The 26290-nt window shown below is 69.2% G+C and carries 24 protein-coding genes and 1 tRNA gene; 11 read left to right on the top strand and 14 right to left on the bottom strand.

The window, feature by feature from the left end; translation table 11 throughout:
* The first annotated feature begins 482 nt into the window (after positions 1-482).
* The 3 genes from DI526_RS02195 to arfB all read left to right on the top strand — a co-directional run bounded on the left by DI526_RS02195 (position 483) and on the right by arfB (position 1478).
* Positions 483-557 (top strand) — tRNA-Thr (locus tag DI526_RS02195).
* A gap of 22 nt (positions 558-579) precedes the next feature.
* Complete coding sequence (locus DI526_RS02190; protein ID WP_304273582.1) at positions 580-1056, top strand: YaiI/YqxD family protein; 477 nt, start codon at positions 580-582, stop codon at positions 1054-1056.
* Complete coding sequence (gene arfB / locus DI526_RS02185) at positions 1053-1478, top strand: alternative ribosome rescue aminoacyl-tRNA hydrolase ArfB (RefSeq protein WP_304273580.1); 426 nt, start codon at positions 1053-1055, stop codon at positions 1476-1478. Before DI526_RS02190 ends, arfB begins: the two co-directional genes overlap by 4 nt.
* Here the strand turns inward: arfB and DI526_RS02180 are convergent.
* From DI526_RS02180 to DI526_RS02170, 3 genes are all read right to left on the bottom strand, one after another.
* Positions 1475-2008: a MarR family winged helix-turn-helix transcriptional regulator gene (locus DI526_RS02180; protein ID WP_304273588.1), complete on the bottom strand. Its 534-nt coding sequence runs from the start codon at positions 2006-2008 to the stop codon at positions 1475-1477. The genes arfB and DI526_RS02180 overlap by 4 nt on opposite strands.
* 156 nt (positions 2009-2164) lie before the next feature.
* Positions 2165-2380 carry a hypothetical protein gene (locus tag DI526_RS02175; RefSeq protein WP_304273578.1) on the bottom strand — a complete coding sequence of 72 codons (216 nt, stop codon included), beginning with the start codon at positions 2378-2380 and terminating at the stop codon, positions 2165-2167.
* A gap of 54 nt (positions 2381-2434) precedes the next feature.
* Complete coding sequence (locus tag DI526_RS02170; RefSeq protein WP_304273576.1) at positions 2435-2941, bottom strand: GcrA family cell cycle regulator; 507 nt, start codon at positions 2939-2941, stop codon at positions 2435-2437.
* Between the two features lie 268 nt (positions 2942-3209).
* On the opposite strand from DI526_RS02170, the gene DI526_RS02165 reads away from it, so the two are divergent.
* Positions 3210-3716, top strand: coding sequence for a cytochrome c family protein (locus DI526_RS02165; RefSeq protein WP_304273574.1), 507 nt, complete (start codon positions 3210-3212; stop codon positions 3714-3716).
* A 2-nt stretch (positions 3717-3718) separates the two neighbouring features.
* Complete coding sequence (locus DI526_RS02160; protein WP_304273572.1) at positions 3719-4105, top strand: hypothetical protein; 387 nt, start codon at positions 3719-3721, stop codon at positions 4103-4105.
* 42 nt (positions 4106-4147) lie between these two features.
* On the opposite strand, the gene DI526_RS02155 is transcribed toward DI526_RS02160, so the two are convergent.
* From DI526_RS02155 to DI526_RS02140, 4 genes are all read right to left on the bottom strand, one after another.
* Positions 4148-7291 (bottom strand): efflux RND transporter permease subunit, encoded by a 3144-nt coding sequence (locus DI526_RS02155; RefSeq protein ID WP_304273570.1) that lies wholly within the window; start codon positions 7289-7291, stop codon positions 4148-4150.
* The gene (locus DI526_RS02150) at positions 7291-8418 is read right to left on the bottom strand and encodes an efflux RND transporter periplasmic adaptor subunit (protein WP_304273568.1); all 1128 of its coding nucleotides are present in this window, start codon (positions 8416-8418) and stop codon (positions 7291-7293) included. The genes DI526_RS02155 and DI526_RS02150 overlap by 1 nt, the downstream gene beginning before the upstream one ends.
* Positions 8419-8534: 116 nt before the next feature.
* Complete coding sequence (locus DI526_RS02145; RefSeq protein WP_304273586.1) at positions 8535-9224, bottom strand: hypothetical protein; 690 nt, start codon at positions 9222-9224, stop codon at positions 8535-8537.
* Positions 9225-9322: 98 nt separating this feature from the next.
* The gene (locus DI526_RS02140; protein ID WP_304273566.1) at positions 9323-10096 is read right to left on the bottom strand and encodes a class II aldolase/adducin family protein; all 774 of its coding nucleotides are present in this window, start codon (positions 10094-10096) and stop codon (positions 9323-9325) included.
* Between the two features lie 134 nt (positions 10097-10230).
* Here DI526_RS02140 and DI526_RS02135 point away from each other — a divergent pair, with 134 nt between their 5' ends.
* On the top strand, positions 10231-11226 hold the full coding sequence (locus DI526_RS02135; RefSeq protein WP_304273564.1) for a DUF2891 domain-containing protein: 996 nt from the start codon (positions 10231-10233) through the stop codon (positions 11224-11226).
* 385 nt (positions 11227-11611) lie between these two features.
* Here DI526_RS02135 and smpB read toward each other — a convergent pair whose 3' ends face one another.
* Complete coding sequence (gene smpB, locus DI526_RS02130) at positions 11612-12070, bottom strand: SsrA-binding protein SmpB (protein ID WP_304273562.1); 459 nt, start codon at positions 12068-12070, stop codon at positions 11612-11614.
* Between the two features lie 2 nt (positions 12071-12072).
* Positions 12073-12954 carry a 4-hydroxy-tetrahydrodipicolinate synthase gene (dapA, locus tag DI526_RS02125; RefSeq protein ID WP_304273560.1) on the bottom strand — a complete coding sequence of 294 codons (882 nt, stop codon included), beginning with the start codon at positions 12952-12954 and terminating at the stop codon, positions 12073-12075.
* 285 nt (positions 12955-13239) lie between these two features.
* Between dapA and DI526_RS02120 the strand changes: the two genes are divergently transcribed.
* Positions 13240-15315 (top strand): lytic transglycosylase domain-containing protein, encoded by a 2076-nt coding sequence (locus tag DI526_RS02120; protein WP_304273558.1) that lies wholly within the window; start codon positions 13240-13242, stop codon positions 15313-15315.
* On the opposite strand, the gene DI526_RS02115 is transcribed toward DI526_RS02120, so the two are convergent.
* From DI526_RS02115 to DI526_RS02100, 4 genes are read right to left on the bottom strand one after another with little or no spacing between them, the layout of a single operon-like run.
* Positions 15312-16067: an ABC transporter ATP-binding protein gene (locus tag DI526_RS02115; protein WP_304273556.1), complete on the bottom strand. Its 756-nt coding sequence runs from the start codon at positions 16065-16067 to the stop codon at positions 15312-15314. The two genes, DI526_RS02120 and DI526_RS02115, sit on opposite strands and share 4 nt — an antisense overlap.
* Entirely contained in the window at positions 16064-17050 is a 987-nt protein-coding gene (locus tag DI526_RS02110) for an iron ABC transporter permease (RefSeq protein WP_304273554.1), read from the bottom strand. Before DI526_RS02110 ends, DI526_RS02115 begins: the two co-directional genes overlap by 4 nt.
* Positions 17047-17853 (bottom strand): ABC transporter substrate-binding protein, encoded by an 807-nt coding sequence (locus tag DI526_RS02105; protein ID WP_304273552.1) that lies wholly within the window; start codon positions 17851-17853, stop codon positions 17047-17049. Before DI526_RS02105 ends, DI526_RS02110 begins: the two co-directional genes overlap by 4 nt.
* Positions 17854-17857: 4 nt before the next feature.
* The gene (locus tag DI526_RS02100) at positions 17858-18493 is read right to left on the bottom strand and encodes a TetR/AcrR family transcriptional regulator (protein ID WP_304273550.1); all 636 of its coding nucleotides are present in this window, start codon (positions 18491-18493) and stop codon (positions 17858-17860) included.
* A gap of 210 nt (positions 18494-18703) precedes the next feature.
* On the opposite strand from DI526_RS02100, the gene DI526_RS02095 reads away from it, so the two are divergent.
* Genes DI526_RS02095 through DI526_RS02085 form a run of 3 tightly spaced genes read left to right on the top strand, consistent with a single transcriptional unit; the run spans position 18704 to position 21888 of the window.
* Complete coding sequence (locus DI526_RS02095) at positions 18704-20164, top strand: glycosyltransferase (protein ID WP_304273548.1); 1461 nt, start codon at positions 18704-18706, stop codon at positions 20162-20164.
* Positions 20165-20181: 17 nt separating this feature from the next.
* Entirely contained in the window at positions 20182-21093 is a 912-nt protein-coding gene (locus tag DI526_RS02090) for a class I SAM-dependent methyltransferase (protein ID WP_304273546.1), read from the top strand.
* 3 nt (positions 21094-21096) lie between these two features.
* Entirely contained in the window at positions 21097-21888 is a 792-nt protein-coding gene (locus tag DI526_RS02085; RefSeq protein ID WP_304273544.1) for an RNA methyltransferase, read from the top strand.
* A 140-nt stretch (positions 21889-22028) separates the two neighbouring features.
* Here the strand turns inward: DI526_RS02085 and hrpB are convergent, their stop codons facing one another.
* Positions 22029-24470 (bottom strand): ATP-dependent helicase HrpB, encoded by a 2442-nt coding sequence (hrpB, locus tag DI526_RS02080; protein ID WP_304273542.1) that lies wholly within the window; start codon positions 24468-24470, stop codon positions 22029-22031.
* Positions 24471-24649: 179 nt separating this feature from the next.
* Here hrpB and DI526_RS02075 point away from each other — a divergent pair, with 179 nt between their 5' ends.
* Complete coding sequence (locus tag DI526_RS02075) at positions 24650-26266, top strand: amino acid permease (protein ID WP_304273541.1); 1617 nt, start codon at positions 24650-24652, stop codon at positions 26264-26266.
* Positions 26267-26290: the final 24 nt, after the last annotated feature.

Raw genomic sequence — 26290 nt, 5'->3', positions numbered from 1 at the left:
GATCCCTTCTGAGGATGCGACGACCTTCGGACCTGCCGGGAGCCGAAAACGGCCCCGCTCAGCCTATCCCCGCCGCCGCATTGGGCCGGATCCAAGCGCCCTCCCCCGCGACGGGGACAGCTCTAAGTATGGCGGGGGATTGAACGCGGATGATCCAGCGACGTGTAAAAGTGACAAGCGCTTGAAATCGTTCGATTCGATTCCGTCTATGCCGAGCGTTCAGCGCCGCGAACGCTCGTAAAATCCTCCCCCTAGCGGGGGAGGTGTTGGCTCGAAGAGACGACGGAGGGGGAAGAGGCGGGGTCTGTGAGACTTCCCCCTCCGTCCGCTGCGCGGACACCTCCCCCGCGAGGGGGAGGATTGAGATCACACCCCCTCCGGGGTCAGGTGAGGGCCCGCGGCGTGGCCGATCTTCGCCAGCCCCCATCTTGCCGTCCGCGCCGGCAAACGGCATAAGCCCTGACCTCGGGTCAGCGACCCATGCCGGCTTAGCACAGCGGTAGTGCAGCGGTTTTGTAAACCGAAGGTCGGGGGTTCGATCCCCTCAGCCGGCACCACTCTCTTTTCTCGGGTCGCGCGATGACCGCCACGCTCTTCATCGACGCCGACGCCTGCCCCGTGAAGGACGAGGCCTACAAGGTCGCCGCCCGGCACGGCTTCAAGACCTTCGTGGTGTCCAACAGCTGGATCCGCGTGCCGCTGACGCCGGTGATCGAGCAGATCGTGGTCGACGCCGGCCCGGACGTGGCCGACGACTGGATCGCAGAGCGTTGCGGGCCCGGCGACGTGGTGGTGACCAACGACATCCCGCTGGCCGACCGGGTGCTAAAGGCCGGCGGCGCGGCGGTGGCGCCGAACGGGCGGGTCTTCAGCCACGACATGATCGGCTCGGCCCTGGCCTCGCGCTCGATCGGCGAGCACCTGCGCTCTATGGGCGAGGTCACCAAGGGCCCCGCCGCCTTCGCCAACGCCGACCGCTCGCGCTTCCTGCAGGCGCTTGACCAGTTGGTGGTCAAGGCCAAGCGCGCGGCGCCCCCGCCTCCGCGACGCCCATGACGATCGACATCACCTCCTGGCTGCGAATCGACGAGGACGAGCTGGTCTGGAGAGCGACGCGCGCCTCAGGACCGGGCGGCCAGCACGTCAACAAGACGTCCACCGCGCTGGAGCTGCGCTTCGATGTCCGCAACTCCCCGTCCCTGCCCGAGGACGTCAAGGCGCGGCTGGAAAAACTGGCCGGCAGCCGCCTGACCCAGGACGGCGTCTTGATCCTGTTCGCCCAGGGCTCGCGCTCGCAGGAGATGAACCGCCAGGACGCCCAGGCGCGGCTCGTCGACCTGATCCGCCGCGCCACCGAAAAGCCCAAGCCCCGCAAGGCGACCAAGCCGACCTACTCCAGCAAGCTCAAACGCCTGGAGGGCAAGGCCAAGCGTGGCACGGTGAAGTCGGGGCGCGGCCGGGTGCGGTTCGACGACTAGGCCTGTTCCACGGGTACTGGCGCGGAGAACGCGATGACGTCCTCCTTCCAGTCCGGCTCGGCGATCAGTCCGCCCAGCATCTTCTGCAGGGCGCGGGTCATGGCGGCCTGCTCCTCGGACGTCAGCCGGGCGCAGATGTCGTGGTTCAGCGGCCGGATCTCGGCGCGGATCTTCGCCAGCAGCGCGCGGCCCGGCTCGGTCAGGCGGATCACCACGATGCGGCGGTCGGCGGCCGAGGTCTCGCGCAGCACCAGGCCGTCGGTGATCAGGTTGTCGATCGACCGCGTCAGGGTGGTGCGGTCGGTGGCCGCGAGCTTGGCCAGGCGGGTCATCGACAGGTCGCCGAACCGGCGCAGCGAGATCATCGCCACCCACTTGGCGAAGGTCAGGCCGTGGCGCGCCAGCAGATCGGCCGTCGCCGCGCGACGGTGCTGCTCGGTCTGGTAAAGCAGGTAGCTCAGATAGCTCGGCAGCGGCAGCGCATGGTCTTCGACCTTGCCCGCGCGCTCGTCCCCCTCAAGCATGACTATGCTCGCCCCCCCACAAAGCGGCGCCCTGTCTGTCACAAGGTTAATGACCACGCAATCAGCGTGGCCATGGCGGGAACGAAAAACCCCGCGAAAGGCTCCGCGGGGTCAGGTATTTCGCCTCATGGGAGAGTTACGACACCAAATGCGGCGGTTGTGTTAGGCGTCACTCACGCTGCGGTTGCGATTGCGGCCCCGCGTCAGCCAGTCGTCGGGATAGGTCTCGCGCACCGTGATCGACTTGAACTGGCTGACCAGCACCTCGGCGTGATCACCGGGGTTGAGATCGCGAGACACCGAGTGGCCGGCGAACTCCTCGATGATGGTGATGACTTGGCTGCTGCCGGCGGCGTTCTCGATCAGGACCATGTTCATGGGATTGTCTCGGCGATCGTGCGGAAGGGATAGGACTTGATGAGGGTTAAGCGCTCAGCCCGCCTGGGGCTGGACGCGCTTGTCGTTGACGCCCTTCAGGGCCCAAGCTTCGAGGGCCTCGCCGGACCCGACCCGCCGGAAGGCGCCCTGGCTGTGCTGCTCGCAGTAGGAGCCTCGCGCGCTGACCTTGGGGCGGCCGCAGAAGCCGAAGTCGTCGCTGTCGGGATGGCCGATCGGCCAGCGGCACGAATGGGCCCCCAGGCCCAGGATGCCCGACGTCGGCAGGAGATCCTCCTCGAAGCGCTCGAAGGTGACGGCCGGACGCTGGGCCGACGAGGCCTCGCGGGCGGGCCGCTGGCGCGTCGCGATGCGGGCCGGAACGCGGATGGACGAGGCGCGCTGGCGCACCGGGGTTTCGCGGACGGTGATGCCCAGGCGGTGCACCTTGCCAATCACTGCGCTGCGGCTGACGCCGCCCAGCTGCCTTGCGACCTGGCTCGCGCTGAGCCCCTCCAGCCAAAGCTTCTTGAGGGTCGCGGTGCGTTCTTCGCTCCAGTCCATGATCTTGTTCCAGCCCTGCTCGGAGCCAGCCCGCTCCGTGAACAAAGGGGTAAGATTTATGGTTAACGAGCGTCAAACGGTTATGTGCAGACCCACGATTTGCGATTTCACTTTTTGCTTAGAGAATCACATAGATATCGCCAATTGTCGCAGGCTTGGCCGTGACAGCCCCTTGTTACGTGACAAGCCCCGGGCCCAGATTTTATAAGGTTTTGGAATGCGTCGCGGCGTCGCACGACCCGCGGCGAAACGTCAGTCGGGAACCCTCATGCGCACGCTGAAACTGGCCGTCTTCGCCGCCCTCGCCGTCACCGCGGCGGCCTGCTCGAAGGATGGCGGCAGCTCGTCGGAGGCGCCAGCCGATGCGCCCGCCTCGGCGCCGGCCACGGCCGCCCCGACCGACGCCGACAAGGCCGCCGCCCTGGCCTCCCTGCCCGCGCCCTACAACACCGGCGATCTGGCCAACGGCCAGAGCAAGTTCGCCCTCTGCCGCTCGTGCCACACGATCACCGAAGGCGGCCCGGACATGACCGGCCCCAACCTCTACGGCGTGTTCGGCCGCAAGGCGGGCTCCAAGCCGGGCTACAGCTATTCGGACGCCGTCAAGGCGGCCGGCTTCACCTGGGACGCCGAGCACCTGGACAAGTGGCTGGCCGACCCGCGCGGCTTCCTGCCGGGCACGAAGATGACCTTCGCGGGGCTCAAGGATCCGAAGGACCGCGTCGACCTGATCGCCTACCTCAAGGTCGAGACAGGCTACAAGCCGGCGCCATAGTCGTGAGACCGGCCCCGCCCGAGATCCAGGCCCGGATCGAGCGTCTCTACGACGCCAACCAGAAGCGTGACTTCCAGACGTTCCGCGGCCTGGTGCACCCGCATCTGGAATGGCCGGATCTCACGCGCGGCGGCACCCTCAACAGCCCCGAGGCGGTCCGCGACTACTGGGCCTATAACGATCGGGGCCTGCGGATCGAGATGGCGCCGGTCAAGGCCGAGATCGACGAGGACGGCCGCATCGTGGTCCTGGCCAATCAGGTGGTCTGGAACCTGGCCGGGAAGCTGTGGTCCGACCTGATGCTCAAGCACCGCTACACCCTGCGCGACGACCTCTTCTGGCGCCTGGAGGTGCTGGAGATCGAACGCGGCCGGCCGCGCGGCGACTGACAGGCGGCCGCGCTCCGGCCTCTTGCCGGAGCGCGTCGGCTATCAGGCTGGCTTGACCTCGCCGTCGCCGGCCTTCTCGCGGGCCTCGTAGTCCTCGATCTGGCGGGCGGTCCATTCCGGCGACTTCGTGAAGCGCGCCAGAAGGTCGTAGAAGATCGGCACGATGAACAGGGTCAGCAGGGTGGCGAAGATCGCGCCGGTGAAGATCACCGCCCCGATCGTCTGGCGGCTGCCCGCCCCCGCGCCCGCCCACAGCATCAGCGGCAGGGCGCCCATGGCCGAGGCGATCGAGGTCATGATGATCGGGCGCAGGCGCAGGGCGGCGGCCTCGATCACGGCCTCGCGCACTGTCAGCCCCTCGTCGCGCAGCTGGTTGGCGAACTCGACGATCAGAATGCCGTTCTTGGTCGCGATGCCGATCAGGATGATCAGGCCGATCTGGCTGTAGGTGTTGATGGTCGAACCCATGATCAGCAGGCCGAACAAGCCCCCCAGCGCCGCCAGGGGCACGGTCAGCATGATCACGGCCGGGTGGATCCAGCTTTCGAACTGCGCCGCCAGCACCAGGAACACCAGGAGCAGCGCCAGGCCGAAGGCGACGGCGATGCCGCCGGAGCCTTCCAGATAGTCCTTGGCCTGGCCGCCCCACTTGATGCTGACGCCAGGCACAGGGCGCTCGTTGGCCTGGGCCTGGAAGAAGCTCACCGCGTCCTCGACCGTGTAGCCGGGGTTCAGCTGGGTGGTCAGGGTCACCGAACGAAGGCGGTCGACGCGCGGGCGGTCGGGCGTATCGCCCCGCAGCTGCGTCGAGACGACCGTCGAGAGCGGCACCAGCGCGCCGGAGCTGGCCCGGACGTTCAGCCGGTTCAGGTCCTCGATGCTGCGGCGCTGGTCGAGATTGGTCTGCAGGATGACGTCGTATTCCTGGCCGTTCTTGATGTAGGTCGTCGCCTTGCGCGAGCCGAACATCGTCTCCAGGGCCCGGCCGATGGACTGGGCCGAGACGCCCAGGCTGGCGGCCTTGTCGAAGTCGATCTGCACGGAAAGCCGCGGCGCGGTCGGCTCGTAGTCAAGCCGCGGGCGAGCCATGCCCGGGTTGTCCTGGGCCGCGGCCAGCATGGGCTTCAGCCATTCGGCCAGCTGGACATAGTCGTTGCCGACGGCGATCAGGTCGACGTTGGTGCCGCCGCCCCCGCCGCCACCGCCGCCCCGCTGGAACGGACCGCGCACGCTGGCCACGGCCCGGACGCTGGTGATCTTGCCAAGGTCCTTGTTCAGCTCGGCGGCGACCTGGTCGGCGGTCTTCTTGCGCTCGCCCCAGGGCTTGAGCGCGACCACGGCGTTGCCGCTGTTGAACGAGTTGCCGCCAAAACGCGGGATGGTCAGGATCGTGCGTTCGGCGACGCCATCCTCGCGGTACTTGGCCAGCATCTTCTCGATCTTCAGGCCGATCGCCGAGGTATAGTCGTAGCCAGCCCCCTCGGGCCCGGAGATCGAGACGTCGACGCGGCCACGGTCTTCGGGTGGCACGAGCTCCTTGGGCAGGGCCACGAACAGCAGGGCCGCGAAGCCCGCCAGCACGACCACCAGAACGCCCGCCAGCGCCGCCGACCAGCCGCCCAGGATCCCCTCGAGCGAGGCGCGGTAGGAGTTCTTCAGCGCGTCCATCGCCCGATCGACGCGGCGCGCCAGCCAGCCCTCGCCGTGCGCGGGCTTGAGCAGCTTGGAGGCCATCATCGGCGACAGCGACAGCGCCAGCAGGGCCGAGAAGCCTACGGCCGCGGCGATGGCGACGGCGAGCTCGACGAACAGGCGGCCGATATAGCCCGGCAGGAACATCAGCGGCGCGAACACCGACACCAGCACGATGGTCGTCGCCACGACGGCGAAGAACACCTGCCGCGTGCCGCGTTCGGCGGCCACCAGGGCCGGCTCGCCGTCGTCGACGCGGCGCTGGATGTTCTCGACCACCACGATGGCGTCGTCGACGACGAGGCCGACGGCCAGCACCAGGGCCAGCAGGGTCAGGAGGTTCAGCGAGAAGCCCAGCGGCGCCAGGATGATGAACGTCGACAGGATGCAGATCGGCGCGACGATCGACGGGATCAGCGCCGAGCGCCAGCTGCCCAGGAAGATCAGGTTGACCAGCACCACCAGGCCGATCGACAGGCCCATGGTGATCCAGACCTCGTGGATGGCCTCGGCGGTGAACACCGAGTTGTCCACGGCCACCACCATCTTGGTGCCGGGCGGCAGGGTCTGGTTGATCGCCTCGACCTCCTTGCGGACGGCCTTGGAGATGGCGACGTCATTGGCCTGCGACTGGCGGGTCAGGCCGATGCCGACCTGGTCGATCCCATTACCGCGGAACATCTTGCGGCGTTCGTCGGCCCCCTCCTCGATCCGCGCCACGTCACCGAGGCGGACCACGTAGCCGCTGGAATTGGCGGCTCTCAGCGGCAGGCGCGCGAAGTCCTCGGGCTTGGCGTAGGTCCGCGCCACCCGGATGGTGAAGTCCTTGGACGTACTTTCCAGCGAACCGGCGGGCAGCTCCAGGTTCTGGCTGTTCAGAGCGCTTTCGACATCGTCCACCGTGACGCCGCGGGCGGCCATCTCGTTGGCGTCCAGCCAGATCCGCATCGCATAGATCTTGGCCCCGAACAGATTGGCCTGGGCCACGCCGTCGATCGTCGACATCCGCTCGACCAGATAGCGGTCGGCGTAGTCGGCCAGCTGGAGCGGATCCAGGGTGGTCGAGGTCAGATTGAGGATGATGATCGGCGCGGAGTCGGCGTTGGCCTTGGCGATCTGGGGCGGGTCGGCCTGGTCCGGCAGGTTGGCGGCCACCCGGCTGACGGCGTCGCGCACGTCGTTGGCGGCCGCGTCGAGGTCGCGGTCGAGGTTGAAGGTGATCGTGATGTTCGACCGCCCGTCGCGCGACGAGCTGTTGACTCGGTCGATGCCCTGGATGCCGGCCACCTGGCGCTCGACCACCTGGGTGATCCGCTCTTCGATGACCTCGGCCGACGCGCCGCGATAGCTGGTCGAGATCGAGACCACGGGCGGATCGACGCTGGGCAGCTCGCGGATCGGCAGCGAACTGTAAGCCGCCAGGCCGATGACGCAGAGGATGATCGCCGCGACGGCGGCGAAGACGGGACGACGGACGGAAAGGTCGGACAGCATCAGCCGGCCTTGCGGTCAGCGCCGCCCTTGTTCTCGCCGCCCTTGTCGGCGCCGCCGGGCTTCTTGCCGCCACCGATCGCCGCGCCGTCCTGGACGCGGTTCAGGCCATCGCCGACGATCTTGTCGCCGGCCTTCAGGCCCGCGCGAATCTCGACGAACCCGTCCTGGATGATGCCGGTGTCGACGTCGGTGCGGCGGGCGACCATGCCCTTGGGGCCCTTGGCGATGCGATAGACCGAGGCCTGGGTTCCTTCGAACTGCACGGCGGCTTCGGGCACGGCGACGGCGGTGCGCACGCCCTGGTCGATCGCCACCTTGACCAGCATGCCCGGCAGCAGCCGGCCGTTGGCGTTCGGGAACTCGGCGCGCGCCTTGATGGCGCGGGTGGCCGGGTCGATGCGGGTGTCGATCTGGGCGATGCGCCCCTGGAAGACCTCGCCGGCCAAAGCGTCGGGCCGCGCGGTGATCGGCAGGCCGACGCGCAGGGTCTGCAGGTAGCGATCCGGAACCGAGAAGTCGACGCGAATGACCGAAACGTCGTCCAGGCTGACGATCGCCGTACCCGGACTGATCAGCGCGCCCGGCGCGATGTCCGAAATGCCGACGCGGCCCGAGAATGGGGCGCGAATCACGCGATCCAGCTTCTGGGCCTGGGCCGAGCCCACGGCGGCGCGGGCGGTCTCCAGCGAGGCCAGATACTGCTCGGCCGTGGCGCGCGGGGCGATGCCCTTGTCGGCCAGGGTCTTCCAGCGCTGATAGTTGCGCTCGGCCTGGGCCAGGTTGGCGCGCGCCTCGGCGATTCCCGCGTCCTCCTGGTCGGCCTTCAGCTCGACCAGCACCTGGCCGCGCGACACCGCCTGGCCGTCCGTGAAGTGCACGGCAGTGATCAGTTCCGCGGTGTTGGACGTGATGGTGACCGATTGCCGGCCCTTGGCGGCGCCCAGCACCTCGATGCGATCCGTGAACGGACGCTGCCCCACGACCGTCTGCGTCACGCTCGTGGCGCGTCCGCCGCCGCCCGCGCCCTGCTTCTCCTTGGAGCCCAGGGCGAGCTTCACGCCACCGACGGCCAGCATCAGGACAACGGCGACCAGGGCCACGACGAGGAAGAAGTGCCTGCGGATCAACGAACGGCTCCGGGCGCCGAGAACGGCGGAGTTATAGGTGCGGCGAGATATGACCGCAGCCTAAAGCGGCGTCCAGTGACAGGCGGATGACGGACTGTTGCAGCGCTGAAATATGGCTAGAAGCGGCGCCACACGGCGAGGACGGGTCCGCGGTCGCGGGCGGTCTCCCGCCCCGAGATCGTATCGCGCCAGCCGGCCTGGACGCTCCAGGCGTCGAACGCGCGCACCACGGAGACCTCGCTCTTGACCCAGCGCGCATGGACGGGCGCGCGATCGGCCTCGCCGGCATAGGTCTGGGCCAGCAGCAGCCAGGATTTCACCGGCCGGAAGCCGAGCGTCGCGTCGATCCGGGTCTCGTCCGCCAGACCCCGGCGCCTGAGGCGTGCGGCCTCCAGATCGATGAAGACTTCGCGCCCCCGCCAGGTCGCCGAACGGCCGTAGAGAACGCGCGCCTCGAGGTCCAGGCTACCCTTGCCAGGCGCGGCGTAACCGGCGTTACGGCCCACGCCCGGTTCGCCGACGCCAACATAGACAGCAAGGGCTGAGCGGCTGTCACGCACGGCGGTCCAGCGAAACCCGGCCTCGATCGGTCCCCGCCCGGAGTACGACACCCATCGATCGTGACCGCGGGTGACGCCGAGCTTGCCCTGCAGGGTGAGACGCGGCGTCAGGCCCTGCTCCACGAACACCGACAGGGTCTCGTCGCGCCGGGGATCGATCGCGACGAGGTCAGCGCCGGGGTCGTAACCCTCATGGGCGGTGGCGCGCTCGTACTTCAGGATCGCCTGGCCGCGCCCAGGCTCCATCGGCCAGGCCCCGGCCAGCGCGGCGCCGGCGCTCGCCCACGAAAAAGCCGCCGCGAGCGCCAGGCTCACGGCGGCCTTGGTCGCGCGTGAAGACGTGTCTACTCCGCGTAGCCCGGCAGCTCGCGATCCAGCCGTCGCAGGCAGCCCGGCCAGGCCAGCCCACCGATCATCCCCATGCCCATGCCGGTCTGGCGACGCACCTCGTCCTGCGCCGTCTCCGGCGCGAGCAGGACGTTGTCGCGTCCGACCGAAAGAGCCATCACCTGCTGCGCGCACGCTCGCTCCAGGAAGAACATTCCCAACCAGCACTCAGCCGCGCTGCCGCCCACGGACAGGGTGCCGTGGTTGCGCAGCATCATCAGCTTCTTGTCGCCGAGGTCGGACACGATCCGCTCCCGCTCGCCCAAGTTGAGCGCAATACCTTCATAATCGTGATAGGCGAGTTGAGGCAAGACGATTAGCGCGTGCTGCGTCAGCGGAAGCAGGCCTTCGCGATGCGCGGAGACCGCGACGCCCTGGTCCGAATGCAGGTGCATCACGAAATGGGCGTCCTCGCGCGCGGCGTGCACCGCCGAGTGGATCGTGAAGCCCGCGGGATTGATGAAGTACGGCGTCTTGTCGACGACATTGCCGTCCAGATCGACCTTCACCAAGCACGAGGCGGTCATCTCGCCGAAGAACATGCCGTAGGGATTGATCAGGAAGTGGTGCTCGGGTCCCGGGATGCGGGCCGAGATGTGGGTGAAGATCATGTCGTCCCACCCGTGCAGGGCCACTAGGCGGTAAAGCGCCGCCAGGTCCACGCGCGCCTGCCACTCGGCGTCGCTGACCTTGCCCTTCAGGGATGTAATCGGCAGAGAGCCGTCGGCCATGGGAGCCTCCCGTAAGTTATCATTGTTGAGTTGAGCCTCGCGCCAGGGCGCCGACGCGTCAAGAGGCGGCCGGGACTTGCGCGCCGCCTCCGCCTGACGTTGATGAGCCCGATGATCGCCCTCGCCCGCCTGTCATGACTCTGGCTCGTTCGACCGCTTCACGATTTGCGAGGATCGCGCTGGGGCACCTGACCCGCGAGTATCCGAACCATCCCGACCACGTCGTCGCCGGCCCGGAACACCTGCGCTCGCCGCGGGACCTGCATCCGATCTTCTTCGGAAGCTTCGACTGGCACTCCTGCGTGCACGGCTACTGGCTGCTGGCGACCCTGCTGCGACTGCGCCCCGACATGCCGGAGGCGCCGGCCATCGCCGCGCTGTTCGACGACAGCTTCACGGCGCGGAAGGTCGCCGGCGAGACGGCCTATCTGGACCGCCCCGAGAGCCGCACCTTCGAACGCCCTTACGGCTGGGCGTGGAGCCTGATGCTACAGGCCGAGCTGCTGCGCCACGAGCGGCCGTGGGCGAGCATCCATGCGCCCCTGGCCGCCGCCTTCGCCCGGCGTCTCGAAGACTTCCTTCCGCAGGCGGACTATCCGATCCGCTCGGGGTCCCACGCCAACACCGCCTTCGCGCTGATCCTCGCCAGCGAATACGCGGACATGACCGCGGACCCGGCCCTGCGCGAGCTGCTGCTCAACCGCGCGCTCGTCTGGTACGGCCAGGACGCGGCCTGCCAGGCCTGGGAGCCGTCCGGCGACGATTTCCTGTCGCCCGCCCTTATCGAGGCCGAAGCCATGCGCCGGCTGCTGCCCCGGGAGAGCTTCGAGCTGTGGTTTCCGCGCTTCCTGCCCGACCTTGGCCGCAAGCAGCCGGCGACGCTGTTCACGCCCGCGCGGGTCAGCGACCGCACCGACGGCAAGATCGCCCATCTCGACGGCCTCAACCTGTCGCGCGCCTGGTGTTGGCGGACCCTGGCCGGCGCAATGTCTGAAGCCGACCCCGCGAAACCTCATGCGATCAACGCCGCGGTGAATCACCTGGCGGCGGCGATCCCGCATATATCCGGCGACTATATGGGCGAACATTGGCTTGCCACGTTCGCCCTGCTGGCCATGGAGAACGGATGACAGATAACCGCAGTATTTGTGACTTGGCGATCATTTGATCACCGCGGGTAAGTCAGTGTTCGCCAGCACCAGCCGGATCAAGGCTGCTGCGAAATCAGCCTTTGCGGCCCGCGAGCCGCGAACAATTGTCGCGGCCGCGGATTCGACGACCTTGTTCCGGCGCAATTAACGCTACGACTGAATCAGGGATTGATTCGTGACGTCCCAGATAGCGTGCGTGGAGCGAAACTTCAGATGGCTCAGACGAGAACCGACGTCCGTGGGGATGTCCGCCGGTATCTTTTCGCCAGCGTCGCTGGCTTTTGCCTGGGCTTGACCTTGGGGTTCCTGATGATGTTCGGGCTGGCCTGAGCAGAACAGCGCTTTCGGGCCCACGGGCGAGACCTTAGTCGCCGCGATCGCCCTTCATCAGGCGCGCCTTGTCGCGTTGCCAATCGCGATTGGCCTCGGTCTCGCGCTTGTCGTGCAGCTTCTTGCCCTTGGCCAGGCCCACCTCGAGCTTGGCCAGCCCCTTGTCGTTCCAATAGAGCTTGATCGGGATCAGCGTGCGGCCTTCGCGCTGCACCGCGCCAATCAGCTTGTCGATCTGCTTGCGATGCAGCAGCAGCTTCCGGTGGCGGCGCGGCTCGTGGTTGAAGCGGTTGGCGTGGCCGTAGGGCGGGATGTCGGCGTTGATCAGCACGATCTCGCGTCCTTCCACCGAAGCGTAGGACTCGGCGATGTTCGCCCGCCCGGTCCGCAGGCTCTTCACCTCGGTGCCGGTCAGCATGATGCCCGCCTCGAACGTCTTTTCGATGAAGTAGTCGTAGCGCGCGCGCCGATTTTCCGCGATCGGCTTGACCATGCTCAGAGACCAGCCTCGCGCATCGCGTCCAGGATCGCCGAACGCACAGCCTCGGCGCAGGCCGTGATCGGCAGACGGACGTCTTCCGTGCACAGACCCAGGTGCGACAGGGCGAACTTGGTCGGGGCCGGCGAGGAATCCAGGAACAGCGCCTTGTGCAGGCGCACCAGGCGGTCCTGCCAGTAGAGGCCCGTCTCCCACTGGCCCTGCATGCAGGCGTTCATGAAGGCCGCGCAGGCGTCCGGCGCGACATTGGCGGTGACCGAGATCACGCCGTGGCCGCCGTGCGCCATGTAGCCCAGCGCGGTCGGATCATCGCCCGACAGCATGACCCAGTCCTCGCCGCACATCAGGCGCTGGAAGCTGATCCGGGTCAGGTCGCCGGTGGCGTCCTTGATACCGACGATGTTCGGCAGCTTCGACAGGCGCTCCAGCGTCTCGTTGCTGATGTCGACGCCCGTGCGGCCCGGCACGTTGTAGACGAAGATCGGCAGCTGCACGGCGTTGTTGAGCGCCTCGTAGTGGCGATAGAGGCCTTCCTGGCTCGGACGATTGTAGTACGGGGTCACCACCAGGCAGGCGTCCGCCCCGATCGCCTTGGCGTGCTGGGCCAGTTCGATGGCTTCGTCGGTCGAATTGCTGCCGGCGCCGGCGATCACCGGCACCCGGCCGGCGGCGGTCTTCACGCACAGCTCGACGACGCGGCGGTGCTCCTTGTGCGACAGGGTCGAGGTCTCGCCCGTGGTGCCGACCGGCACCAGGCCGTGGACCCCGCCCGCGATCTGGCGCTCGACCAGGGCCACGAACGCTTTCTCATCGACCTCCCCGTCCTTGAACGGCGTGACGAGGGCCGGAATGACGCCCTTGAACGGGGAATGGACCATGACTTGCAAATTGCCGTGAGGATGGCGCCGCGTCGGTTGCGGCAGGACGAGGGTGGCGGACAATATGTCGCTGCCTCGCCGTCCCGCAACCGGGGCGTCAAGGCTGGAGCGGTTTGATAGGATGAGGCTCTCGGGTCAAGTCCCGCCAACCCTCGTTTAAACATAATCCGGCCTGATATGGTTTCAGACCCTGATTTACGATTCGAGGACGGCTCTTTCACTGGCGCTTAGCGGCCGGCGAAGGGCTCGAAGGCTCTGGATCAGGGCCTGGCTTAGGAGTGCGTTTTGGCTTCAGTTCTGCGCCGCATCATGCTCGGGGGAGCCTGCATCGTCGCCGTGTGCGGGGTGGCCGACGCCCAGACCGCCGCGCCCGACCTCGTCAGCTCGTCGATCAGCGCCGGCGCGGCCTCGGTGTCGGACACCGACGCATCGACGCTTCGCGCCGCGCTGGCCGCCGCCAAGCGCGGCGACGTCTCCGGCGCGCGCGCGGCCATGGCCGGCCTGAACGATCCCGTCGCCCGCAAGATCGCCCTGTGGGCGCTGGTCGACAGCAACGCCGAGGCGCTGGGCTTCTACGACCTCGACTCGGCCCGCCGCGAACTGGCCGGCTGGCCCCGCGGCGCGCGGCGCGACACCGCCACTGAAAAGGCGCTCGCCACCTCGGGCCTCGATCCAGCTCGCATCGTCGCCTGGTTCGGCGGCGCGCAGCCCATCACGGCCGAGGGCGCCATGACCCTGGCCTCCGCCCTCCAGGCCACCGGCCGCCAGCAGGAGGCGACGGACCTGATCCGCCGCACCTTCCGCGACAAGGTGTTCGAAGCCGACGCCCAGCGCGCGATGATCGCTCGCTTCGGCGCCATGCTGACGCCGGACGACTATGTCCGCCGCGCCGACATCCTTCTCTACGGCCAGCAAGGCCCCGCCGCGCGCGACATCGTCGCCATGCTCTCCGACACCCAACAGGCGGCGGCGCGCACGCGCATGGCCTATCGGCAGAACGCGGCCAACGCCAATGACCTTTACAACGGCCTGACGCCCGACCTGCAGGAGGCGCCCGGAGTCGTCTTCGAGCGCGCCGCCTATCTGCGCCGCAAGGGCATGGAGACCCTGGCCCTGCCGATGGTGGCCAACTTCCCGGCCCCGCCGACCGAGGAAGCCTCGACCACCATCTGGAAGGAGCGCAAGCAGCTGGTCGTGGCCGCGCTCCAGGCCGGCGACAACCTCGGCGCCTACGCCGCCGCCAGCAACACCCGCGCCCTGACGCCGACCGAGATCGCCGAGTCGGAGTTCTTCGCCGGCTGGATCGCCCTCTCGCGCCTGCGCAATCCCGACGCGGCGGCCGCCCACTTTGCCCAGATCGCCGCCGTCGGCGCCTCGCCGATCACGAAGGGCCGCGCCCTCTACTGGCAAGGCCGCGCCGCCGAGGCGCAAGGCGACCCGATCGCCGCCCAGGCCTTCTACTTCGAGGGCTCGCGCTACATCACCACCTTCTACGGCCAGCTGGCGGCCGAGAAGGCGGGCCTGCGGGAGCTGCGGCTCGAGGGCGATCCCACGATCACGGCCGCCGACCGCGCCCGCTTCTACAGCCGCGAGACGGTCCGGGCGGCGCGGATCCTGGCCGACATCGGCGCGCGCGACCAGTTCCGCAGCCTGATGCTCTATATCGACGACGTCCTGCCGAACGCCCAGGAGACGGCCCTGCTGGTCGACATGGCGCGCGGCTATGGCGACCAGGATCTGGCCATGCGCGCCGTCCGCGCCGCCGCCCAGCGCGGCATCATCCTGCCCGAGCGCGGCTATCCGCTGCTGGACCACCACTTCACGCCGGTGGCGGGCGCGGTCGAGACGGCGTTCGTCTATTCGATCTCGCGCCAGGAAAGTAACTTCGACCCCGAGGCCCGCTCCGGCGTCGGGGCGCGCGGCATGATGCAGCTGATGCCGGCCACGGCCTCGCTGGTGGCCCGCAAGCTGGGCGAGGACCACTCGGTCGATCGCCTGTCGGACGCGTCCTACAACATGCGCCTGGGCTCGGTGTACCTGGGCCAGATGGTCAACAACTTCAGCGGCTCGTACATCATGGCCGCGGCCGCCTACAACGCCGGCCCCGGCCGCCCCGCCCGCTGGGTCAGCCAGTGCGGCGACCCGCGCGGCGCGACCACCGACCCGCTCGACTTCATCGAGTGCATCCCGTTCTCCGAGACCCGCAACTACGTGATGCGCACCCTGGAGACGACCATGGTCTATCGTGCGCGGCTGAACGGCGGCGTCACGCCGCTGACGCTGTCCAGCGACCTGAAGCGCGGCGGCTATAGCTACAGCGCCTCGGTGGCGTCAGCCGACACGGTGGCGGCGCAGCCCTAGAACCGTCTCGCCGCCAGCATCAAGCCTGCAGGCGTATCGACCAGTTCGCCGGCGAGGCCGAACACGGTCGCCAGCACCTCCCGCGACAGCGCCTGACGCGGCGGTCCTTCGGCGACGATGCGCCCGCCCGAGATCACAACCACCCGATCGCAGGCCCGCGCCGCGAGGCCCAGGTCGTGCAGCGTCACCACCACCGCAGCCCCACCCGCCGCCTCGGCGCGCAGCAGATCCAGGGTCAAAAGCTGGGCGTCAGGATCCAGGCCGGCCACGGGCTCGTCGGCCACCAGCAGCGGCGCGCGGGTCGCCAGCAGGCGCGCCAGCAGCACCCGCGCCCGCTCGCCGCCGGACATGTCGAGCACGCCCCGGTCGGCCAGATCACCGGCGCCGACCCGGGTCAGGCAGGCCTGGGCCAAGGCGTCGGCCTCAGGCTCCGGCAGATCGCTCGCCCCAAGCGCCGCGATCATGCGAGCCGGCAGGTTCCAGGCCGCCCGGCGCTCCTGCGGCAGGTAGCCGACCAGCCGCGCCCGCTCGTCTGGCTTCAGCGCGGCCACCGCCCTGCCCGACAACTGCGCCTGGCCGCTCGCCAGGGGCAGCAGACCAAGACCCGCGCCCAGAAGACTGGTCTTGCCCGCGCCGTTCGGACCCACGACGCCGACCACCTCGCCCGCTGCGATGCTCAGGCTCGCGGCCTCCAGCACGGTCTTTCGTCCCTGACGCGCGGTGACGGCGTCCAGTGTCCAGACCGCGCTCATGACCGCCAGCTCCGGGTGGCGCGCCAGGCCAGCAGGGCGAAGGCCGGCGCGCCGAACAGGGCCGTGACGACACCCAGCTTCAGTTCCTGCTCGGTGGGGATCAGCCGGGCGGCGAGGTCCGCCAGGACCAGCAGCAAGGCCCCCGCCAACGCCGACGGCCAAAGGATCCTCTTGGGATCGTCGCGCACCAGAGCCCGCACCAGGTGCGGCGCCGCCAGGCCGACAAAGCCGATCACGCCCGCCGCCGCCACCGCCGCGCCGGTCAGCAGGGCCGCCCCGGCGACCGCGTAGATCCGCAGGCGCGCCATCGGCAGGGCCGACATCCGCGCAGCCTCCTCCCCCAGGGTCAGCATCCGCAAGCCGTCGCCGGCGCGCAGGCACAGCATCGCGCCGATCGCCATCGGGACCAGGGCGCGCAAAGCGTCCAGGGCGTCGCGGTTCTGCACCGAGCCCATCAGCCAGGCCAGGATCTCGGCCGTGGCCACCGGCGACGGCGACAGGTTGAAGACGAGCGCGGTCAGCGCCCCGCCGAAGGCCGAAAGCGCCACGCCGAACAGGATCAGCGCCTCGGGCTCGCGGAACCGCGCGGCGAGCGCCACGACGGCGGCACCGGCCGCCAACGCCCCGACCAGCGCCGACAGCTCGATGGCGCCAGGAACGACGGCGAGCCCCGCCGATATGGCGAGCGCCGCGCCCAGTCCGGAGACCGCCGACACGCCCAGCACGCCCGGATCGGCCAGCGGATTGCGCAATAGGCCCTGCATGGTCGCGCCGGCCAGGCCCAGGGCCGCGCCGACCAGGGCCGCGACGGCGACGCGCGGGGCCCGGATGGTCCACAGCACCTCGCCGGGCGGCGAGCCGGGCCTTGTCAGGGCCTGGGCGTACTGGCTCCAGCTCAGCGGCGTTTCGCCCAGTGCGACGGCGGCGATCGCGGCCAGCGCCAGGACCAGCAGCATCAAGAGACAGAGTCGGACCAGGCTCATCGCGCCGCCTCCGCCAGCATCCGGGCGCCGTCCGCCGCGAACCAGCCGGGGCAGCCGACGACCGAAGCCGGCAGGGATGCGGTCGTGCGTGTGGCGACCACGTGCTGGAGAGCCGCGTGGCGTCCGGGCCCCCAGCGGTCTGCGCCCGCCCGCGCCATGTCGAAAAGGCCGAGCACCACCGCCGCCGGCGGCGTCATAACCAGTCCCTCGAGCGACACGGGCGAGAAGTACGGCGCCTTGGAGGCGTTGGCGTAGCCGGCGGCCTTCAGCGTGGCGTCGACCAGCGTTCCCGAGCCGGCGGTGAAGCCTCCCGGCGTCAGATAGAGCGCCGGACGCCCCTTCCCCGCTCCCGCCGCCCTGGCGAGCTCCGCGTCCATCCGCGCGATGATCCCCTCGCCCTCGGCCCGGCGGTCCAACGCCGCGGCGACCTTGCGGACATTGGCGCGGACGCCGTCGAAGTCGGCCGCATCGTCGAGCGTTACGGTGGCGACGCCCTTTTTCTCCAGCGCCTTGGAGAGGCGCGCATCACCGCCCCACAGTCGCACCACCACGTCGGGACGCGCGGCGACCAGGCTCTCGAAGGTCGCTCGCCGCAGCGGCAGCCCGGCGGCGGCGTTGCGCATGTAGCTGTCCCTGGAGACGGCGCGATACGACAGGCCGACGATGCTCTCCCTCGGGGCCAGGGCCAGCACGTACTGGTCGGCGCAGGAGTCGAGCGACATCACGCGCGGCGCCGCGCAGGCCAAGCCGGGGGCGAGCGCCAGCGCCGCCACGAGGGCGCACAAGGCCTTGGCGGCGCGCATGAAATCAGTCCGTGACCAGGCCGTGCAGCAGCCCGTCCAGCATCACCTTCATCAGCCCCTCGGACGACGACCAGCCGCGCGAGGGCTTGGTGATCAGCAGCGACACCAGGCCATGGCAGCCGGCCCACAGCACCTCGGCCGCCTCGACCGCCGAGCCCGAGCGCAGCCGCCCTTGCGCGGCGATCTGGTGCACCGGTTCGCTGAACTTCTCGAAGCAGCGGTCGCCCAGCGACAGGAGGTCCGAGATCTTGTCCTGCGAGATGTGATCGCCGGTGCTGCAGAACACCAGCTGGTAGGTGTTGGGATTGTCGAGGGCGAACGTCATGTACGCCTCCAGCATCAGGCGCACCCGGGCCACCGGGTCGACCGGCTGGGCGGCGATCTGGGTGTTCAGAGCCAGCAGACGCTCGATCGCGTCGTTGCTGATCTCCATCAGGATCTGGTCCTTGTCGCGGAAGTGCATATAGAGCGCCGTCGACGACACGCCGACCGCGTCGGCGATCTTGCGGATCGTGGCGCCCGAATAGCCTTCGGCGATGAAGATCTTCTCGGCCGCCTCGAGGATCTCGCCCCGGCGCAAGTGCCCGTCGCCCTTGGGCTTTCGAGCGGACTTTTGAGGCTTCTTCAGAACGACCGTCACGGAACTGGCTTCCCCTGGATTTCCCCCGTCCGACACTAAACGGGAATCACCCACGCGTCGCAAGAACGTGCGCGACGAGCGCATTTTACGGCCAGCTCGCCTCGCGCGCGCAAGGACACCGCCTAGAACGTGCATTTTTTCATTTGACTAACCTTTAGTTGAGCTCGCGTTATCCACGGCGTTGAGGCGATCTGGCGTCTTGGGGCGAGCATGGCGCGTGAAGAAGGACGGTTGGACCCGGTGCTTGCGCCGGTGGGCGGACTTGCGCCTGGATTTCAGACTTTCACGAGCGAGGCGGGGCGCGATCAACCGATCCCCGCGCAAGAGCAGGCCTCGCCGTCCCCGCGCGACGGCGCGCACCTCACCCTGTCGCCAGGCCAGGCCGCCCTTATAGGCCTTGTGGGCCTGGCCGTCGCAATCGGCCTCGCCCTGTCGCCCAAGATCGGCCTGGCCGGCGTGCATCACCTGTTCTTCGCGGTCTTTCTGCTGGGCGCGATGACGCGGCTGGCCGCCGCCTGCACGCCCCTGGCGAAGAGCCCGCCGCCGCCCTTGGCCGACGAAGCCCTGCCCGCGTACACGATCATCGCGCCGCTCTATCGCGAGGCCGAGGTGATCGGCGAACTGCTGCAGAACCTGATCGCGATCGACTATCCGCGCGATCGGCTGCAGGCCCTGATCGTGCTGGAGGCCGACGACGCTCAGACCCTGGCGGCCGCCCGGACCCTGGACCTCCCGGCCTTCGTTCAGGTGCTGGTCGTCCCGCCCGGCGCGCCCAAGACCAAGCCGCGGGCCTGCAACCACGCCCTGGCGAGGGCGCGGGGCGAGCTCCTGGTGATCTACGACGCCGAGGACATGCCCGACCCAGGGCAACTGCGCGAGGCGGCCGCGCGCTTCGCGGCCTGCGATCCGCGCGTGGCCTGCCTGCAGGCGCCGCTGCGGATCGAGGACCCAGGTTTTTCGCTTTTCCTGCCGTCCCAGTTTCGCCTGGAGTACGCCGCCCACTTCGAAGTGCTGCTGCCGGCCCTGGCCAAATGGGGACTGACCTTCCCGCTGGGCGGGACCAGCAATCATTTCAAGGTCTCGGCCTTGCGGGAGATCGGCGCCTGGGACGCCTACAATGTCACCGAGGATGCGGACATCGGCTTCCGGCTGGCTGCGGCGGGCTATGCGTTGGACGTCCTCGGCAAGCCGACGTGGGAGACCGCGCCGACCACCTTGCGACAGTGGCTCCCGCAGCGCGCGCGGTGGATCAAGGGGCACATGCAGACGCTCGCGGTCCATTCGCGCGGTCAGGTGGTCCGGCAGGCGCGCCACGCGATGGCCCTGGCCTTGACCCTGGCCCAGTCGGTGGCGTCCTCGCACCTGCATGGGCCGGTCATGACCGTCGCGATCGCGGCGGCGGCGATCGACTACTGGCCGGACTCCCGGTTCGACATCCCCATCGCCGATCTTGCGCTTTACGTCCTTGGCTGGGGCTCGGCGGCCATAGCCGGCGCGCGCGGCGTGATGCGCGCGGGCGGCCGCCCCAAGACCCTGCACCTGCTTGGCATGCCCCTCTATTGGCTGCTGCAGAGCGTGGCGGCGGCCAAGGCGCTCGGTCAATTCGTCACCGCGCCCCACCGCTGGGACAAGACGCGACACGCCCCGCGCTCTGGACGGGTCCGGCTGTAAGAAGGTATGGGCGGGCGATGGCTCCGAAGATCGCTCCCGCCCCCATCGTCATGCGCACCACCGGCTGGGCGGACTACGCCCTGCTGGACAGCGGCCACGGCAAGAAGCTGGAGCGCTACGGCCGCTACACGGTCGTGCGACCCGAGCCGCAGTGCTTCTGGGCGCCGCGCCTGGACCCGAAGGTCTGGGACAACGCCGACGCCGTCTTCGACCCCACCGACGAGGACGAGGCCGGGCGCTGGCGCTTCAAGGGCAAGCCGATCGAGAAGTTCCCGCTGGCCTGGGGCGACGCCAAGTTCCACGGCCAGTTCACGCCCTTCCGCCACCTGGCCTTCTTCCCGGAGCAGGCGGCCAACTGGGCCTGGCAGGACGAGCGCGTCCGGGCCTTCGCAAAGACCTCAGGCCGCCAGCCCAAGATCCTGAATCTGTTCGGCTATACCGGCGTGGCCTCGCTGGTCTGCGCCGCCGCCGGCGCGGCCGTCACCCATGTCGACGCCTCCAAGAAATCGGTCGGTTTCGCGCGCGAAAACGCCGCCTTCGCCGGCCTCGCCGACAAGCCCATTCGCTGGATCGTCGAGGACGCCCGCAAGTTCGTGGCCCGCGAAGTCCGGCGCGGCAATGTCTATGACGGCATCATCCTGGACCCGCCGAAGTTCGGCCGCGGCGCCGACGGCGAGGTCTGGCGCCTGTTCGAGGACCTGGCGGGCCTGACCCGCGACGTCGCGGCCCTGCTCAGCGAGGACGCTTCGTTCCTGCTGATGAACGCCTACGCCGCCCGCGTCTCGGGCGCGGCGCTGTCGGGCCTGCTGGCCCAGGAGCTGCAAGGACGTGGCGGCGTCATCGACTGGGGCGAGCTTTCGCTGGTCGAGGACAAGGGCGACCGCCAGATCGGCCTGTCGTTCTTCGCCCGCTGGTCCTCGGAGGGCTAGTCCATGAGCACCAAGACCGTCACCTCCTTGACCAACAATACGGTGAAGGCCGTCCGCGCCCTGCACATGCGCAAGGAGCGCGAGGAGAGCGGCCTGTTCCTGGCCGAGGGCCTGAAGATCGTCATCGAGGCGATCGACTGCGGCCGCGCGCCCAAGATCGTCATGTACGGCCCCGACGCGGCCGACCACCCGATGCTGAAAAAGGCCGTCGCCGCGTGCCTGAAGGCCGGCGGCGAAGTCATTGAGGTCAATCGCGAAATCCTCGAGAAGGTCTCGCGCCGGGACAATCCCCAGGCCGTGGTGGCGGTGTTCAAGCAGGTGTTCACGCCGCTGGCGGCTATCATGCCGGAAAGCGCGCCCTGCTGGGTGGCCATGCAGGCCGTCCGCGATCCTGGCAACCTCGGCACCGTCATCCGCACCGCCGACGCGGCCGGCTGCGGCGGGGTGATCCTGGTCGGCGACTGCGTGGATCCCTATTCGGTCGAGGGCGTGCGCGCGACCATGGGCTCGATCTTCGCCGTGAAGATCGCCAAGGCCACCATCCCCGAGTTCCTGGCCTGGCGCGCCACCTGGCCCGGCAGCGTGGTCGGTACGCTGCTGACTGCCACCGTCGACCACAAGTCCGCCGACTATGTGAAGCCGTCACTGATCCTGATGGGAAACGAGCAACAGGGCCTCCCCCCCGAGCTGGCGGCGGCCTGCGACGTCAACGTCAAGATTCCGATGCGCGGCCGCGCCGACAGCCTGAACCTGTCGGTGGCGACGGGGATCATGATCTACACGGTGACGGGGTAGGCCTTCTCCAATCCTCCCGCTAGCGGGGGAGGCGGCGCGAAGCGCCGGTGGGGGAAGTCCTGCGCCCCTGCCTCTTCCCCCTCCGTCGTCTCTTCGAGCCGACACCTCCCCCGCGAGGGGGAGGATTTCTCATGCAGACCTCACGTCCCCCGGGGCTTCGCCCGCGTCACCGGCGCGGCGCTGGCCGGATCATCCGGCCAAACGTGCCTCGGATAGCGCCCTTTCATCTCGACCTTCACCTCGCGCCAGGAGCCTTTCCAGAAGCCCGGCAGGTCCTTGGTGATCTGGATCGGGCGGTGGGCGGGCGACAACAAGGCCAGGGTCAGCGGGACCTTGCCGCCGGCGACGCTGGGATGCTCGGCCAGGCCATAGAGCTCGCCGACCCGCACCTCGACGCGCGGCCCGCCTTCGGCGGCGTAGTCGATGGCGAAGGTGTTGCCGGTCGGCGCCTCGAAGCGGGCCGGCAGCATCGCGTCCATCTTGCGCTGCAGCTCCCATGGCACGAGCGTCTTCAGCGCGTCGTGCAGCGTCCCCTCGTCCAGGCTGGACAGCGAGGAGCGACCGGCCAGCAACGGCTCCAGCCACTCGTCGAGGCGCCCGATCAGGGCGGCTTCGGACAGGTCCGGCCAGTCCTCGCCGTCGACTTCTCGCAGGAAGGCCACGCGGTCCAGCAGCGCCCTGCCCCGCTCGCCCAGGCGCAGAGCCGACAGCCCCTCGGCGCGGACCTGGTCCAGCAGCGCGCCGGCGATCATCGCCGGGTCGGGGTTCTCGACCAGCCGCTCTTCAAGGACCAGCTTGCCCAGGCGCAGCAGCCGCTTGGCGCGCACCTTGCCGCCGGAAGTCTCCAGGCGATCCTCGGCGACCAGGCGATCGGCGAAGGTCTCGCGCAGATCCGCCTCCTCGACGGCGGCGGCCAGCAGGATGCGGTCGCGACTGTCGCCGCCGCCCAGTTCGCCCACGGCCAGCCAGGCCTCTCGGGCAAGCGGATCGGTCGGCTCCAGATAGACCCCGCGCCCGCCAGCCAGTTGGAACTCGCCGGGCTTGCCGCGCGCCTTGGTCACCCGTTCGGGATAGGCCTCGGCCAGCATCAGGCCGACCTCAAGCGCCTTCGCACCGGACCGCTTGCCCGCCGCACGCGACCAGCGCTCGACCAGGGCCATGGCGTCGCGCGCTCTCGGCGAGCGGTCGCGGTGCAGGTTTTCCAGCCGCCGGCGCAGATCGACATCCTTGCCGCCCAGGCCCTGTTCGGTCAGCACGGCGGCGACCTCGGCGGCCTCGCGCGCCTGGCCGGAGGCGGCGCCGCGCACGACCATGTGCGCCAGACGCGGCGGCAGCGGCATGTCCGCCAGGGCCTTGCCATGGGCGGTGAGATCGCCGTGGGCGTCGAGCGCCTGGATGCGGGTCAGCAGGCCTCGCGCCTCCGCGAACGCGGCGGCCGGCGGCGGATCGAGGAAGGTCAGGCCGCGCGCGTCCCTCGCGCCCCAGCGGGCCAGATCCAGCGCCAGGCGCGAAAGGTCGGCTTCCAAAATCTCCGGTCGCGCGAAGGCCGGCAGCGAGCGGGTCTCGGGCTCGTCCCACAGGCGGTAGCAGACGCCGGGCTCGGTCCGGCCGGCGCGGCCCCTGCGCTGGTCGGCGGCGGCGCGGCTGACGCGCACGGTCTCCAGCCGCGTGATGCCGGAGGCGGGATCATAGCGCGGCACGCGGGCGAGGCCGGCGTCGATGACCACGCGCACGCCCTCGATGGTCAGGCTGGTCTCGGCGATCGAGGTGGCCAGCACCACCTTGCGGCGGCCGGGCGGCGAAGGCGAAATGGCGCGGTCCTGGGCGGCCGGCTCCAACGCGCCATAGAGCGGCGCGACGTCCACGTCGGAACGGCGCAAACGCTCGTTCAGCCAGCTCTCGGCCCGGCGAATCTCGCCCTGCCCCGGCAGGAAGACCAGGACCGAGCCGCTTTCCTCGGCCAAGGCCCGTTCGACCGCGCGGCCGACGCGCTCCTCCAGGCGCTGGCGTTCGTCGCGGCCGAGATAGCGCGTGTCGACGGGGAACATCCGGCCCTGGCTCTCGACGACCGGCGCATCGCCCAGCAAGGCCGAGATCCGCGCGCCGTCCAGGGTGGCGGACATGACCAGCAGGCGAAGATCATCGCGCAACACGCTCTGGACGTCGCGCGCGAACGCCAGCCCCAGGTCGGCGTCCAGGCTGCGCTCGTGGAACTCGTCGAACAGCACCGCCGCGACCCCATCAAGGCCCGGGTCGTCGAGAATCATCCGCGTGAAGACGCCCTCGGTCACCACCTCGATCCGCGTCCGCGCCGAGACCTTCGACTGCAGACGCACGCGAAAGCCCACCGTCTCGCCGACGGATTCGCCGAGATTGGCGGCCATGCGCGAGGCGGCGGCGCGCGCGGCCAGCCGGCGCGGCTCCAGGACGATCAGCTTGCGGCCTTGGACCCACGACTCTTCCAGGAGCGCCAAGGGAACGGCCGTGGTCTTGCCCGCGCCGGGCGGGGCGACGAGAACGGCGGTCTCCCGCGCGGACAGGGCGCCTTTCAGCGCCGGAAGGGCCTCGAAAATGGGCAACATCGCGCCGGCTTTACCGGCCGGGCCGCTTCACGCCAAGCATCTCTAGACTAGTCAGGCGGGCGGAGAACATTTACGCGCTTTAACCGCCTGGCCTTGACCCCATGCTCATAAAAGGGTCACGGTCCGCAAAATTTTCCAAAGGCGACCCCCGGGGGAGTCTTGCCTATCCAGGAGGAACTATGTGGCGCGTAAAATCGCTTGATGCGATCCTAGCGACGGCCGAGAAAAAATCGCTGCACCGCTCGCTGGGTCCCGTGCAGCTGACGCTGCTGGGGGTTGGCGCGATCATCGGCACCGGCATCTTCGTTCTGACCGCCGCCGCGGCTCAGAAAGCCGGTCCCGGCATGATGTGGAGCTTCGTGATCGCCGGCGCCGTCTGCGCCTTCGCCGCGCTCTGCTATTCTGAACTGGCTTCGATGGTGCCCGTCTCGGGCTCGGCCTACACCTACTCCTACGCCGTCATGGGCGAACTGCTGGCCTGGATGGTCGGCTGGGCGCTAATCCTGGAATATGCGGTCGCCGCCAGCGCCGTGTCGGTCGGCTGGTCCGGCTACTTCCTAGGCCTGATCGAGCACGCGCTCGGATTCCACTGGCCCGACGCCATTCGGCATGGCCCGGCCTGGTCGATGAACGGCTGGATGCCGGTCGCCGACTTCAGCGCCGGCATCGTCAACGTCCCGGCCATCGTCGTGGCCCTGGCCGTCACCGCCCTGCTGGTCGTCGGCACCACCGAAAGCGCCACCGTCAACGCGTTCCTGGTGGCCATCAAGGTCACCGCCCTGAGCGTGTTCATCGTCCTGGCCCTGCCGGTTCTGAAGTCCGGCAACTTCTCGCCGTTCACCCCGAACGGCTGGTTTGGTCCCGCGGGCACCACCGGCATGGGCGTGGTCGGCGCCGCCGCCTCGATCTTCTTCGCCTATGTCGGCTTCGACGCGGTCTCGACCGCCGCCGAGGAAACCAAGAACCCGCAGCGCAACGTCCCGATCGGCCTGATCGGTTCGCTGGCGCTGTGCACCATCTTCTATCTGCTGGTCGCGGCGGGCGCGATCGGCGCGGTTGGCGCCCAGCCGGTCGTCGGCGCCGACGGCTCGGCCGTCCAGCCGGGTTCGGCCGCCTTCACCGCCGCCTGCAACCTGGCCGCCAACAAGGACGCCCTGGTCTGCTCGAACGAGGCCCTGGCCCACGTCCTGCGCCAGATCAACTTCCCGCTGGTCGGCAACCTGCTGGGCCTGGCGGCGAACCTGGCCCTGCCCTCGGTCATCCTGATGATGATCTACGGCCAGACCCGGATCTTCTTCGTGATGGCGCGCGACGGCCTGCTGCCGGAGAAGCTCGCAACCATCCACCCGAAGTTCAAGACGCCGCATATCGTGACCATCGTCACGGGCCTGTTCGTCGCCCTGGCCGGCGCGTTCTTCCCGGTCGGTCAGCTGGCCGACATCTCGAACTCGGGCACGCTGTTCGCCTTCTTCATGGTGTCGATCGCCGTGATGGTTCTGCGCGTGAAGGATCCGAACCGCCACCGCCCGTTCCGCACGCCGCTGGTTTGGGTGATCGCCCCGATCTCGCTGGTCGGCTGCGCGGTGCTGTATTTCAACCTGCCGCTCGAAGCCATGGCCGTGCTGCCCGTCTGGGGCGCGATCGGCCTGGTGATCTACTTCGCCTACGGCTACCGCAAGAGCCACGTCGGCCGCGGCCTCACCGAGGTCCCGGAACTGGCCGCCGACGCGCCGGCCGGCCCGGTTCCGCCGATGCCAGGCGCCCCCGCGCCGGGCTCGAAGGAAGAGCGCGACTGACAAGGTTGGCTTGATCTCTGGCCG

Origin of the sequence: Caulobacter segnis, from assembly GCF_003243465.1 — a bacterium.
GTDB classification, from domain to species: Bacteria; Pseudomonadota; Alphaproteobacteria; order Caulobacterales; family Caulobacteraceae; genus Caulobacter; species Caulobacter segnis_A.
The sequence above is the reverse complement of the archived record's forward strand: the minus strand, read 5'-3'. Positions and strand labels throughout refer to the sequence as shown.